This is a genomic window from Actinoplanes italicus, assembly GCF_003001815.1.
GTDB classification, from domain to species: Bacteria; Actinomycetota; Actinomycetes; order Mycobacteriales; family Micromonosporaceae; genus Actinoplanes; species Actinoplanes italicus.
The window spans coordinates 215,337-227,680 of record NZ_PVMZ01000008.1 but is presented as its reverse complement, the minus strand read 5'-3'; the positions used below and the strand labels follow the sequence as shown (position 1 = coordinate 227,680).

Annotated in this window: 11 protein-coding genes; 8 read left to right on the top strand and 3 right to left on the bottom strand. The window is 71.4% G+C overall.

Going from position 1 to position 12,344, the window contains the following annotated elements; translation table 11 throughout:
- Positions 1 to 61: 61 nt before the first annotated feature.
- The 4 genes from CLV67_RS21160 to CLV67_RS21145 all read left to right on the top strand — a co-directional run bounded on the left by CLV67_RS21160 (position 62) and on the right by CLV67_RS21145 (position 5,296).
- Positions 62 to 1,753, top strand: a complete 1,692-nt coding sequence (locus CLV67_RS21160) for an ABC transporter ATP-binding protein (protein ID WP_239166697.1) — start codon at positions 62 to 64, stop codon at positions 1,751 to 1,753.
- Positions 1,750 to 2,520: an energy-coupling factor transporter transmembrane component T gene (locus tag CLV67_RS21155; RefSeq protein WP_106320975.1), complete on the top strand. Its 771-nt coding sequence runs from the start codon at positions 1,750 to 1,752 to the stop codon at positions 2,518 to 2,520. Before CLV67_RS21160 ends, CLV67_RS21155 begins: the two co-directional genes overlap by 4 nt.
- Complete coding sequence (locus CLV67_RS21150) at positions 2,517 to 3,074, top strand: ECF transporter S component (protein WP_106320973.1); 558 nt, start codon at positions 2,517 to 2,519, stop codon at positions 3,072 to 3,074. Before CLV67_RS21155 ends, CLV67_RS21150 begins: the two co-directional genes overlap by 4 nt.
- Before the next feature lie 80 nt (positions 3,075 to 3,154).
- The gene (locus tag CLV67_RS21145) at positions 3,155 to 5,296 is read left to right on the top strand and encodes a tetratricopeptide repeat protein (RefSeq protein ID WP_146169243.1); all 2,142 of its coding nucleotides are present in this window, start codon (positions 3,155 to 3,157) and stop codon (positions 5,294 to 5,296) included.
- Positions 5,297 to 5,302: 6 nt separating this feature from the next.
- Here CLV67_RS21145 and CLV67_RS21140 read toward each other — a convergent pair whose 3' ends face one another.
- From CLV67_RS21140 to CLV67_RS21130, 3 genes are read right to left on the bottom strand one after another with little or no spacing between them, the layout of a single operon-like run.
- The gene (locus CLV67_RS21140; protein ID WP_106320970.1) at positions 5,303 to 5,662 is read right to left on the bottom strand and encodes a hypothetical protein; all 360 of its coding nucleotides are present in this window, start codon (positions 5,660 to 5,662) and stop codon (positions 5,303 to 5,305) included.
- A gap of 46 nt (positions 5,663 to 5,708) precedes the next feature.
- The gene (locus tag CLV67_RS21135; RefSeq protein WP_106320968.1) at positions 5,709 to 6,386 is read right to left on the bottom strand and encodes a response regulator transcription factor; all 678 of its coding nucleotides are present in this window, start codon (positions 6,384 to 6,386) and stop codon (positions 5,709 to 5,711) included.
- Positions 6,383 to 7,459 (bottom strand): sensor histidine kinase, encoded by a 1,077-nt coding sequence (locus tag CLV67_RS21130; RefSeq protein WP_203737504.1) that lies wholly within the window; start codon positions 7,457 to 7,459, stop codon positions 6,383 to 6,385. The genes CLV67_RS21135 and CLV67_RS21130 overlap by 4 nt, the downstream gene beginning before the upstream one ends.
- Before the next feature lie 161 nt (positions 7,460 to 7,620).
- Between CLV67_RS21130 and CLV67_RS21125 the strand changes: the two genes are divergently transcribed.
- The 4 genes from CLV67_RS21125 to CLV67_RS52720 all read left to right on the top strand — a co-directional run bounded on the left by CLV67_RS21125 (position 7,621) and on the right by CLV67_RS52720 (position 12,336).
- Positions 7,621 to 8,175: a hypothetical protein gene (locus CLV67_RS21125; protein ID WP_146169242.1), complete on the top strand. Its 555-nt coding sequence runs from the start codon at positions 7,621 to 7,623 to the stop codon at positions 8,173 to 8,175.
- Between the two features lie 212 nt (positions 8,176 to 8,387).
- The gene (locus tag CLV67_RS21120) at positions 8,388 to 10,238 is read left to right on the top strand and encodes a site-specific DNA-methyltransferase (RefSeq protein WP_239166698.1); all 1,851 of its coding nucleotides are present in this window, start codon (positions 8,388 to 8,390) and stop codon (positions 10,236 to 10,238) included.
- Entirely contained in the window at positions 10,239 to 12,113 is a 1,875-nt protein-coding gene (locus CLV67_RS21115) for a DEAD/DEAH box helicase family protein (RefSeq protein ID WP_106320963.1), read from the top strand.
- Positions 12,079 to 12,336, top strand: a complete 258-nt coding sequence (locus CLV67_RS52720; RefSeq protein ID WP_203737505.1) for a hypothetical protein — start codon at positions 12,079 to 12,081, stop codon at positions 12,334 to 12,336. Before CLV67_RS21115 ends, CLV67_RS52720 begins: the two co-directional genes overlap by 35 nt.
- Positions 12,337 to 12,344 lie beyond the last annotated feature (8 nt).

Below are 12,344 nucleotides of genomic sequence, written 5' to 3'. Positions count from 1 at the left end.
GTGAGGCGCGCGACCCGCTCCGTGACGAACTGGGAAATGAGGTATGCCTATCCTTATCCGCATGTCCGACGTGCTGCTGCGGCTCACCGGCGTGTCCGTGCGGCACGAGGTGTACGACGAATCCGGTGCCCCGAGCCACGGCGAGCCCCGGCCGCGAGACGTCTCCGCGGAGCTGCGCGCCGGCGAGGTGGTGCTGCTGCTCGGTCCCTCCGGATGCGGCAAATCCACCCTCACGCTGACCGCGAACGGCCTGATCCCACAGGTCATCGGCGCGCGGATGGACGGCACCGTGACCGTCGGCGGACGGGACACCGTCACCACCCCGGTGCCCGCCCTGGCCCGTGACGTGGCCATGGTCTTCCAGGACCCGGACGCCCAGATCGTCACGGCGAGCGTCCTCGACGAGGTCTGCTTCGGCCCGGAGAACCTGCTGCTGCCCGCCGCCGAGGTGCTGGACCGCGCCGAGGAGGCGCTGCGCCGGGTCGGGCTGTGGGAACGTCGCGACGACGACCCGGACCGGCTCTCCGGTGGCGGCCGGCAGCGGCTCGCCATCGCCTGTGCGCTCGCGTTGCGTACCTCCGTGCTGGTCCTCGACGAACCCACCGCGAACCTCGACCCGGCCGGTGTCGAAGAGGTCTACCGGACGCTGCGGGAGATCGCCGCCGGGCGGGATCGCGCCGTGCTGCTGGTCGAGCACAACCTGGACGCGGCCATCGACTTCGTCGACCGGGTGATCGTGCTGGACGCCGGCGGCAGGGTGACGCTCGACGGCCCGGCCCGGAGAATCCTCACCGACCACGTGGACGAGCTGGTCGAACTGGGGGTGTGGCTGCCGGTCGCCACCCTCGCGGCGCTGCGGTTGCGCGCGGCCGGCATCCGGCTGGACCCGCTGCCGCTGACCCCGTCCGAGCTCGCCGCCGGCCTCGACACGCTTCCCGAGTTGCCGGCTCCCACGGTCCCGACGGCCGTGCCGATCGCTGTCGAGACCTCGGTGCGGGTACGCGGAATGACCGTCCACCGCGGACGGAGGGCGATCCTGCACGACATCACGCTGTCGATCGGCGCCGGAGAGTTCGTCGCGGTGGCCGGCGCCAACGGGGCCGGCAAGACCACGCTCGCCCAGGCGATCGCCGGGGTCGTCGGCGTGCCGCGCGGGACGGTCGAGGTCACCGGGTCGTCCGGGTTCGTCTTCCAGAACCCGGAGCACCAGTTCCTCACCAACCGGGTCGACGACGAGCTGGCGTACGGGATGAAGGTTCTCCGGAGACCACAGGCCGAGATCGACGCGCGCGTCGAGGACCTGCTGGACCGCCTCGGCCTGCGGGAGTTGCGTGCCGTGCACCCGTTCCTGCTCTCCGGTGGCCAGAAGCGCCGGCTCTCCGTCGGCACCGCCCTGGTGACCCGGCCGGCCGTGCTGGTGCTCGACGAGCCGACGTTCGGCCAGGACCGGGAACGCGCCACCGAACTGCTCGACCTGCTCGACGCCCTGCACGCCGACGGCACCACGATCGTCGTGGTCAGCCACGACATGCACCTGATCGCCGAGTACGCGACCCGGCTCCTGGTCCTGGCCGACGGCCGGGTGATCGCCGACGGGACGCCCGCCGACGTCTACGCCGACGCCGCGGTGCTGGCCGCCGCCGGACTGAGGCCACCGCCGATCGCCCGGGCCGCCCGCGCGCTCACCCGTCACCCCGGTTGGCGCCGGCTGACCCGGCTCGCCGACCTGCCCGTGCTGGAGACCGCCCGATGAGCGACTCGATCCGGTCGCTGCGCTCGTACAACCCGGTGGTCAAAACGCTCGCACCGGTGCCCGCGATGATCGTGGTGGCCCTGTCCCGGGACCTGTGGACACCGGCCGTGATCGGCACGATCGCGCTGCTCCTGCTGCTGATCGGCGGTGGACTGCGCGGCCGTACCCTGCTGTGGGTCGTGGCCGGACCACCCCTGCTGGTGGCGCTGCTGACCGTGTCGTTCGGGATCTGGACGGACCCTGCCCTGGTCGACGAGACCACGGCGCTGCTCACGATCGGGCCGTTCACACTCTGGTCCGGCGCGCTGCACACCGGGCTCGCCACCGGCCTGCGGGTGGCCGCCGTGCTGTTGCTCGGGCTGATCGTGGGCCTGACCACGGACGGGCCGGACCTGGTCCGCTCGATGATCGCGCACCTGCGGGTGCCGTACCGAATCGGATACGCGGGTTTCGCGGCGATGCGGTTCGTGCCCCGCTTCCAGCGTGACCTCGAGATCATCCGGCTGGCGCACCGGGTGCGCGGCGTGAGCGGCGGACGCGGGCCGGTGACCACCCTCCGGCGGTACGGCGGCTACGCGGTGCCGCTGCTCGCCGGTGCCATGCGGCACGGCGACCGGGTGTCGCTGGCGATGGAGGCGCGGGGATTCGGGGCGGACCGGACCCGCACCGAACGCCGGCAGGTCCCGCTGCGCTCCCGTGACGCCGTGCTCGCCGCGCTCCTGATCGCCCTGTGTTTCGTACCCCATCTCCCTGGAGCTCTCGGATGAAGACCCTCACCACCCGTTATCTGATGGCGTGCGCGGCGATCGGCGCGGCCACCGGCGTGCTGCTGATACCCGCCTATTTCGTGTCGTTCGCAATCTCCGCGGCCGTTCCGCTGGCCTACGCGGCGATCGCCGGCGTGTGGTTCCTCGGACCGGTCGTCGCCCTCGCCGTGCTGCGCCGCCCCGGCGCCGCGGTGCTGACGATGTTCCTCGCCGGGATCATCAACATCGCGTCGCCGGCCGGTCCGAGCGCCATCATCACCAACCTGATGGTCGGCGGCGCTCTGGAACTGGGCTTCCTGATCACCCTGTACCGGATCTGGCGGCCCTGGCTGTTCTTCCTGACCGGGGCGCTGTTCCAGGTCTACTACGCGATCAGCGCCTACGCCTACTTCAACATCGACGACATGACGACCGCGGCCCAGGTCGCCTTCTTCGTCCTGCTCTTCGCCAGCGCCGCGATCTTCACCCAGCTCGGCCTGATCATCGCCAAGCGTCTGACCGCGGCCGGAGTGGCCCGCGGCATCGCCCCGGCGCCGGTGCCGGCCGCTCGATGACGCCGGCGGACAGATCTTGTGAGTGACAACTCCGAGCGCCGCCCGAGCACATCGGCCGGGTGCTCGGTATCTTCCTGCGCGTGTTCATCGGACGCCGAACCGAACTGCGGGAGCTGCGGACCGCGCTCACCGAGAGCGGGGTGTGCGTACTGACCGGTCCTCCGGGGATCGGCAAGTCGGCGCTCGCCGCCGCGTACGCGGCGGACGGCGGCGCCCATCCGGGCGGAGTCTGGTCGGTGAGCCTGTCCGGCAGCAGCGCCGACCCGGGCGAGATGGCCGCCACCCTGGCCGCGGGACTCCGTGCCCGGATGGGGAACCCACAGGTCGCCGATGTCGTCGAGGTCTTCGCGGAGCAGGTCGCCGCCGAGCCCGGACCGAGCCTGCTGATCGTCGACGACATTCCCGGCGGGCACACCGACGACCTGGTCGACTGGCTCAGCGTGCGTCCGGCGGGGCGTCGTCTCCGTACCGTGCTGATCACCAGCCGGGGTGTGCCCGGAGTCCCGGCGCCGGTGCTCGAGATCGGCCCGATGACCGGCGACGACGCGACCGGGATCCTCGGTGCCGACGCCGGTACGGACATCGCCGAGCTGGTCGGCGGCCATCCGCTGGCGCTGCGCCTGGCCACCCTCGCGCTGCGCAAGCACAGCCCCGCCGACCTGGCCGACCGCCTCGCGACCGCTGATTCACCGCTGACCATGCTGCTGCGTGACCGTTTCGACGGCCTCGGCGAGACGGCGTGCCGGGTGCTGCGGTTCTCCGCGCTCAGCTCACCGGCCGCCCTGCCCCCGGGAATGCTCCGCCTGCTCCTCGGCCGGCCCGGCGCCGAGGAGGCGATCGAGGAGCTGCACCGCGAACTGCTCGCCAACCCGGTCGACGGCGCCTGGCAGGTGCCGTCGCTGGTCCGTGACGCGGCCCGGCAGCACCTTCCGCCGGTCGACTGGACCGCCCTGGCCCGGCGGCTCGCCGACGCGGTCATCGACCATCCGTGGTCCGACCCGGCCGAGTCGTTCCTGGTCAACCGCCACGCGGCCCGGCTCGCCGGACGCCCCGACCTGCCGGCGGCCATTGTGGACCGGCTGCACCGGCGGGTCACCACGCTGCGCGAACCTCTCCTGACCCTGCCGCACCACCGGGCACTCGCCGAACGGCACTTCGACGACCCTGCCGTGCTCGTCGACGCCGCCGAGACCATGCGCGTCTGCGGCGAAGCGGAGGAGGCGCGGGACTGCGCCGAACGCGCGGTACCGCTCGCCACCGACCCGGCGCTGCGGCACCGGGCCCGGCTGCTGCTCGCCGAGGTCCTCGACGAGCTCGGCGAGACCGGCCGCGCCGACCACCTGTGGACGCTGCTGACCTCGGCGAACGGCACGGCGCTGCCGTACCTGCGGTCACGGCGGCTGCGCGGGCGGCACGACGAGGCACGGCAGGGCCTGACCGAGCTGATCGACCGGCTCGGCATCCGGCAGGCGGTGTTCGACCAGGTACAGCTCGCACAGCTGGAACTGGCCCGCAACGAGATCGAGGACGACGCCCACCCGGCCGCCCGGCGACGGGCCGTGGCGGTCGTCGCGGCACACGCCTACCCGAGCCTCAACGATCACGTAACCGTGGCCGAGGCCGTCCGCGTGCTGATCGACGCCCGGCTCACCCCGCCTCCGGCCGACCCCGGACAGGACCGGCCGATCTGGGCAGAGACCGCTCGTGAGCTGCATCGACTCCGCGAACGCTATGCCGGAAGTCACGGTCCCCGGCACAGTCTGACCCTCGCCCTGGCGGTCGCCCACGCCGAGGCGCTGACCGCGCTGGGAAAACCGGGCGAAGCCCGGCAGAAGCTCGATGCGGTACGCGACGACGTGCGCGACCGGTTCGCAACGGTTCATCCGGCCCGCTTCCGCGCCGAGCTGATGTTCGGTTTCACGGCCGCCCGTTCGCGGCGTAACGAGGACGCGGCGGAACACTTCGAGCAGGCCTTCCACGGCTTCCGCGCCGCCCTCGGCGACACCCACCCCAACACGCTGCGCGCCGAACTGGCCCTCGGCGTGGCCCTCAAACTGACCGGCCGCCGCGGTGCCGCCAAGCACATGCTGCACGTGCTGCGCCGCGCCCCCGGCAGCGTCGGCATCGGCACCGACCTGTTCCTGCAGAGCGCCTTCGGCTCCGGCCTGTCCGTCTTTCCGTCCTGGCTGTGGCGCCGCCTGACCCCCCAGCCCCGCGAATAGGGCGGGTCAGTGCGGGTCCCGGTGGCGGTGGCGGAGCATCGGGACCAGCATGGCCGGGAACATCAGGATGTGGCCGGCGGTCATCATCGTGTCGCCGGAGATCAGGTCCAGCCAGTAGGGGACCAGCAGCACCACGAACGGGACGTACATGGCGGCGCACATCTCGATGATGTGGGCCCACGCGTGCTTGCGGAACCACATCCACAGCGCCATGCCGATCGCCATGTTCGTGGCCATCACCATGGCGTGCGCGTCCGGGCGGTCGTGCAGGCCGGGCAGCGCCAGGGACCAGACGGGGCCGAGCGCGAACATGCCGACGAACATCGCGACGACCATTTCCAGGTAGTGACCGAGGAATCGAAGCATGCCGACGATGGTCCCGGCCGCACGGCGTGAAGTCGGGTGCCGAAGGTCATGCCGGAGGGTCATGGCGTGGCATGAGCAGGCCCAGGGCCCGCGCCCGGAGCGCCGCCTGGGTGCGGTCCCGGACGCCCAGTTTGACCAGCACGTTCGTGACGTGGTTCTTCACGGTGCCCTCGGCCAGGAACAGCGCCGCGGCGATCTCGCGGTTGCTGCGGCCGCGGGCCAGCAGGTCGAGGACCTCGTGTTCCCGTTCGGACAGCGGATCCACCAGCGGTTGCGGCTGCGCGGGGGCGGCCGGGTCGGGCAGTGCGGCGAACCGGGCGACGACCTTGGCGGCCACCGACGGATGCAGGACCGACTCGTCGCGTACGGCCGCGCGCACCGCCTCCAGCAGCCGTTCCGACGACACGTCCTTGAGCAGGTAGCCGACCGCCCCGGCACGCAGGGCCGCGAACACGTCGTCATCGTCGTCGAACGTGGTCAGCGCGATCACCCGGGTGCCGGGGTGGTCGACGCGGATCCGCCGGGTGGCCGCGATCCCGTCGAGCACCGGCATCCGCAGGTCCATCAGCACGACGTCCGGCCGCAGTTCCGCGACCCGGCGCAGCGCCTCGTCGCCGTCGGCCGCCTCACCGACCACCTCGATGTCGTCGTGCACGCCGAGCAGCACCGCGAGCGCCTCCCGGAACAGCGCCTGGTCGTCGACGAGCAGCACCCGTACGGTCATCCTGGAACCTCCATGAGCAGGGTGGATCCGCCGCCGGGCGCCGGGGTGAGACTCAGGGTCCCGCCCAGTCCGGCGGCGCGTTCCCGCAGCCCGAGCAGGCCGTACCCGGAGTCGGCGCCGGGTTCGGAGAAGGAGCCGTCGTCGCGTACCTCGAGACGGACCGCCGACGGATCGGTGTAGTCGAGGACCACCACGGCCCGGCTGGCCCGGGCGTGCCGGCGGACGTTCGTCAGGCCCTCCTGGGCGGCCCGGAACAGGGCCTCCTCGGCGTCGGCGAGCAGGGTACGGACGTTTCCGCTGACGTCGACCTCGGTGGGCACACCCGCGTCCTCGGCGAGCGCCCGCAAGGCCTCCGGCAGCGGTGGCCGGCTCTCGCGTAGCGCGCTGACCGATCGACGCACCTCGCGCAGCGCCTCCTCGGCCTGGTCCTGTGCCTTGACCAGCATCGTGTCGGCGCGGGCCGGGTCCGGGGCGAGGACCGCGCGGGCGGCCTTGATCTGCATCTGCACCACGGTGAGCGCGTGCCCGAGCCCGTCGTGGATGTCCCGGGCGACGCGGTTGCGCTCCTGCGCGGCGGCGAGGGTCTCGGCCTGGGCGGCGTACTCGCGCAGCCGCTGGTGGGCCCGGGCCAGTTCGGCGCGGGCCTGCTGTTCGCGCATCAGCACCTTGGTGATGACGACCGCGAACCCGGCCGCCGCGAACAGCGCGACCCCTTCGCGCAGGCCCTCGTCGACTTCCATGCCCGCGTGCAGCAGTGGCAACGGCAGCACGACCGCGGCGACGGCCGGTAGTGGCAGCAGGAGGGTGGCGCGGATCGCCAGGACGACCAGCATCAGGGTGGCGCCGACCGAGGCGGCGGAGAACGCGAAGACCCCGACACCGAGCAACAACAGCATCCCGATGTACGCGTATCGCAGCCGCCGATTCTGTGAGGCCCAGCCATACCCGAAGGTGGCCAGCAGCACGAAGGCGGCGGCCGGTGGCAGCGACCACGGTGACCGGCCGTCGCCGAGCACGTCGATGACGAGAGTGGTGAACGCCGCCAAGGTCAGCGCGGCCATGGCTCTCTTCACCCGACCACTGTCCGTCACTACTTTCGGTGCGGTCAATCCATCACAGAGTGTCAGGTACGAGACGACCGCAACCGCGGGCACTCGCGGGCCGTAACCATTCGTAATAATCTCTGGGCCGCTCTCGGAGCGGTCACTACGGGGGCTGTGGAAGGAGTGCACTGGTGGCGGCATTGGCGGACGCCCGGCGGCGGGCCGGACTGACGGCGCTCTACCTCGGAATCTTTGCAACGATCTGGCTCAGCGTGCCGGTGGCGGAGCCGCCGTTCGGTGCGGTGCTGGTGGCGGCCAGTATCGCGGCGCTCATGACAGCGGGTGCCGGTGGTGCGCTCGTGATCCGTGGCCGCATCGAGGGCCCGCTGGGGCGGGACGCGGCAGCCGACCGGAAATACCTCGTGATCTTCGCGGGTGAGCTCGCGGCGGCCGGCTTCGGTGCGGTGCTGCTCGCGGTGACCGGCCGGTCGGCGTACATCCCGGTGCTCGTCGGCGCGGTCGTCGGCGTGCACTTCTGGCCGCTCGCGCCGGTGCTGCGCGATCCGGCGCTGCGGATTCTGGCCATCCTCGTCTGCCTGGCCGCGCTGGCCGGTCTGATCGCCGGCGCGATGTCGTCGGTGCCGCCGGGCACGGTGGTCGGCGCGGGGGTGGGCGTGCTGCTGCTCGGGTACGCGATCGGCGCGCTGATCCGCGGCGCGATGACCTTGCGGGCGTCGCACGGCTGAGGTTTCTCGGTGACCACCGCCGTCAGCCCCGGCGGTGGCGCTGGGGCCGTGAGTCTCACCTGCGTCGCTCCGGAGCCCGGGGGCTCCTCGTAGCCGTACCGAAAAAGGGTTTTAAGGCCTTTCAGTTGCGGGAAAGGGGCTTTTGTCGTCGAGTGCCGGTAGGGTACGGGTTTCCAACACCTAGGACGTGTAGAGACCACCTAGGACGGCCCGTGGACAAGCTGACGCGCCCCGATCCGGCGATGCGTGACGTCGACCGGCTGGCCGAGTTGTTTCCGGCGGTCGTCACCGAGGTCGCCGACGCGTCCGGCCGCCTGACCCGGGTCGTCGACTTCGACCTGCTCCGGCAGCGGCTGGGTGGTGATGCCGGTGAGGACGTCCGGGAGCGTTACCGGCTGGAGTGGCCGGGCAAGCGCCGGGCGCAGCGGGTGGCGCGGGAGCCGGCCGTGGGAGCGTTGCGGCCGTCGCGGGAGCAGTCGCGTGATTTCGACCGCACCGGGAACCTGTTGATCGAGGGTGACAACCTCGACGTGCTCAAGCTGCTGCAGGAGTCGTTCCTCGGGCGGATCAAGGTGGTCTACATCGATCCGCCGTACAACACCGGCAACGACTTCCTCTATGACGACGACTTCTCGCAGACGCGGGCGGGTTATCTGGCGCGGTCGGGGCAGGTCGACGCGAACCGGGTGCCGCTGGTGGCGAATCCGGAGACCGGCGGACGGTTCCACTCGGACTGGCTGAGCATGATGTATCCGCGGCTGCTGCTCGCCCGGGACCTGCTCACCGACGACGGTGTCATCTTCATATCGATCGACGATCATGAGATCGACAACCTGCGGAAGATCTGCGCGGAGATCTTCGGTGAGCGCAACTTCGTCGCGCAGATCATCTGGCAGAAGGTCTACGCGCCGAAGAACTCCGCGCGCTGGTTCTCCGAGGATCATGACTACATCCTGGTCTTCGCCCGGAACAAGGACCGCTGGCAACCGCAGCCACTGGCCCGCACCGAGGAGATGGAGGCGCGTTACCGCAACCCCGACGGCGACCCGCGCGGGCCGTGGAAGCCGGAGAACATGTCGGCCCGCAACCGGTACGACGCCGGCGTCTACCCGATCACCACGCCGTCCGGCCGGGTCATCGACGGACCGCCGCGCGGCAGCTACTGGCGGATCTCGAAGCAGCGGTTCGACGAGCTGAACGCGGACGGCCGGATCTGGTGGGGCTCGGGTGGCGACAACGCGCCCGCGGTCAAGCGCTTCCTCTCCGAGGTGTCGGCCGGGCGTACTCCGCAGACGCTCTGGTCGTATCGCGAGGTGGGGCACACCCAGGACGCCAAGCGGAGTCTGTTGCGGTACGTGCCGTTCGAGCACACCGCGAACGTCCTCAACTCCGTCAAACCGGTCGAACTCCTGCAGCGGATCCTTCAGCTGGCCGGCCGCCCCGGCGACGGGGACGTCGTGCTGGACTTCTTCGGCGGCAGCGCGACCACCGCCCATGCCGTGCTGACGCAGAACGCCGCGGACGGTGGCAACCGGCGGTTCGTCAGCGTCCAGATCCCCGAGCCGTTGCCGGTCGCCGAGCACGGCCTCAGGTCGATCTTCGAGATCGGCCTGACCCGGGTCCGCAACGTGGCCGCCGAGCTGGAGGCGTCGGGCGTCTCGGGTGACCTGGGGTTCCGGGTGCTGAGGCTGGACTCGCCCAATCTGACCGACGCCCGGGTGCCGCCCGGCGATCTCGACCAGGCCGCGCTGACCGCCTACGCCGACCGGGTCGAACCGGACCGGACCGGTGAGGACCTGCTGTTTCAGGCGATCCTGGACGCGGGCCTCGATCCGGGCCTGCCGATCTCGTCCGACGGCGGGCTGTTCGTCGTGGGTGCGGACGAGCTGGTCGCCTGCTTCGACGAGACGATCACCCCGGCGCTGGTACGGGAGATCGCCGCGCGGCGGCCACGACGTGCGGTCTTCCGGGAGTCCGCCTTCGCCGACGACGCGACCCGGATCAACACCGACCGGATCTTCGCCGAGCTGTCGCCGTCAACCGACGTGAAGGCTGTCGGGTAGGTGCGGCTCCAGTTCCGGGTGCAGGAGTTCCAGACCGAGGCGGTGCACGCGGTCGCCGACTGTTTCGCCGGGCAGCCGTACCGGCGGCCGGACACCCGCAACGCCGAGCTGGAACTGGACCCGTCGCGGCTGCTGGCGAACGTGCGGGCCGTGCAGGAGCGGGCCGGCCTGCCGCAGTCCGGTGCGCTCGCGTGCAGCGACGCGGCCCCGGACGCGCCCAATCTGGACGTCGAGATGGAGACGGGCACCGGGAAGACGTACGTCTACATCAAGACGATCATGGAGTTGCACCGGAGACACGGCTGGTCCCGGTTCATCGTGGTGGTGCCGGGCGTGGCGATCCGCGAGGGGGTGCGCAAGGCGTTCGAGATCACCGCCGGGCACTTCCGGCAGACGTACGGGACATGCCCGCGCCCGTTCACCTACGACTCGACCCGCCTGCACGAGCTGGAACGGTTCCGCACCGGCGCCGGAGTCCAGGTGATGATCATCAATCTGCAGGCGTTCAACTCGGCCGCCCGCGAGAACCGCCGCATCTACGAGGAGCTGGACGGATTCGGGTCACGGCGGCCGATCGACGTGATCAGCGCGTCCCGGCCGATCGTCGTGATCGACGAACCGCAGCGAATCGGATCGGCCCGCTCCCTGGAGTCGCTGAGCCGGTTCCGCCCGCTCATGGTGCTGCGCTACTCGGCGACCCACCGGGTCCGGCACGACCTCGTGCACAGGCTCGACGCGCTCGACGCCCACCGGCGTGAGCTGGTCAAACGCATCGCCGTGGTGGGTGTCGAGGGCGAGCCCGGCCCGGCGAAGCGGCGTGTGCAGATTCGTGAGGTGATCCGCGCCCACCTGGGCCGGGAACGCGAACTGCACGCCCGCGGCGTCAAGGTGCTGTCCCTGCTCTTCATCGACCAGGTGGTCCGCTACCGGGACTATGCACGCGCCGACCAGCTCGGTGACTACGCCCGGATGTTCGTGGAGGAATACCGCGCCCTGACCGCGGGCGTTCCGGACGGTCCCTACCGGCGGTACCTCGACGGCATCAGTGTCGAGCGCACCCACCAGGGCTACTTCGCGATCGACCGGCGCACCGGGCGCATGGTCGACGGCGACGCCTCCGATGTGGACGCCTATCACCTCATCCTGCGCGATCGGGAGCGCCTGCTGTCGATGGACGAGCCGGTCCGGTTCGTGTTCTCGCACTCGGCGCTGCGCGAGGGCTGGGACAACCCGAACGTCTTCGTCATGGGCATGCTCAAGAGCAGCGACAACACCGTCTCCCGGCGCCAGGAGGTGGGCCGGGGCCTGCGGCTCGCGGTCGACCAGCGCGGCGAGCGGGTGGACGGCGTCAACGAGCTGACCGTGGTGGCCGACGAGTCGTACTCGGCGTTCGTGGCCGCGCTGCAGGCCGAGGGCGAGACGGGCGAGATCACCGACGGCCGCCGGGCCGCTGCCAGGCGGCCCGCGGCACCGAAGAACCCGGTCGTGCTGGCCGACTTCGACTCGGCCGAGCTCGTCGGCCGGTGCGTCGCGGCACTGGACACGTGTCTGGTCGTGCCGATCGGCAAGTACACCGTGCAGACCGCGACCGGCGAGCGGACCTACGACGACCGGGCTCCGGACAGCCGGATCGACCTGCTCGGGGAGCTCGTGGCACGGACCGGGCTCACCCGCCGGACCGTCTGCGCCATCCTGACCGGGCTGCGGCCGGCCACCTTCGCGCTCTACCGCAACGATCCACCGCGGTTCGTACGCGAGGTCGCCACGATGATCAGCCGGGAGATCGCCGGGGCACCACCATCGGCGTCCCGGTCCGCGGATGATCGAACACCTCGACCCCGTGCCGGTAGACATCACTCAGCAGTTCCCCGGTGAACACCTCCCGTGGTGGGCCCTCGGCCCCGACCTGGCCGCCGGCGGCCAGGTCGCGGCGGCCGACGCGAAGAACGCGGTGGCACCGGGAGCCCCGGTGGCCCCCGGTGCGGGTCTGGGCGCCAGCCGGACCCTGTGCAGCGCCGAAACGGGCAGCAGCCTCGGCAGCGCGACCTGCGGCGCCACACTGAACCCCGGGATCCCCGGAGTCGAGCGCGGCCGGTGAGTACAGCG

Excerpts from the sequence above, each read along its gene's own strand:
- CLV67_RS21160 (WP_239166697.1), top strand. The coding sequence starts at position 62 with ATGTCCGACGTGCTGCTGCGGCTCACCGGCGTGTCCGTGCGGCACGAG.
- CLV67_RS21155 (WP_106320975.1), top strand. The coding sequence starts at position 1,750 with ATGAGCGACTCGATCCGGTCGCTGCGCTCGTACAACCCGGTGGTCAAA.
- CLV67_RS21150 (WP_106320973.1), top strand. The coding sequence starts at position 2,517 with ATGAAGACCCTCACCACCCGTTATCTGATGGCGTGCGCGGCGATCGGC.
- CLV67_RS21140 (WP_106320970.1), bottom strand. The coding sequence starts at position 5,662 with ATGCTTCGATTCCTCGGTCACTACCTGGAAATGGTCGTCGCGATGTTC.
- CLV67_RS21135 (WP_106320968.1), bottom strand. The coding sequence starts at position 6,386 with ATGACCGTACGGGTGCTGCTCGTCGACGACCAGGCGCTGTTCCGGGAG.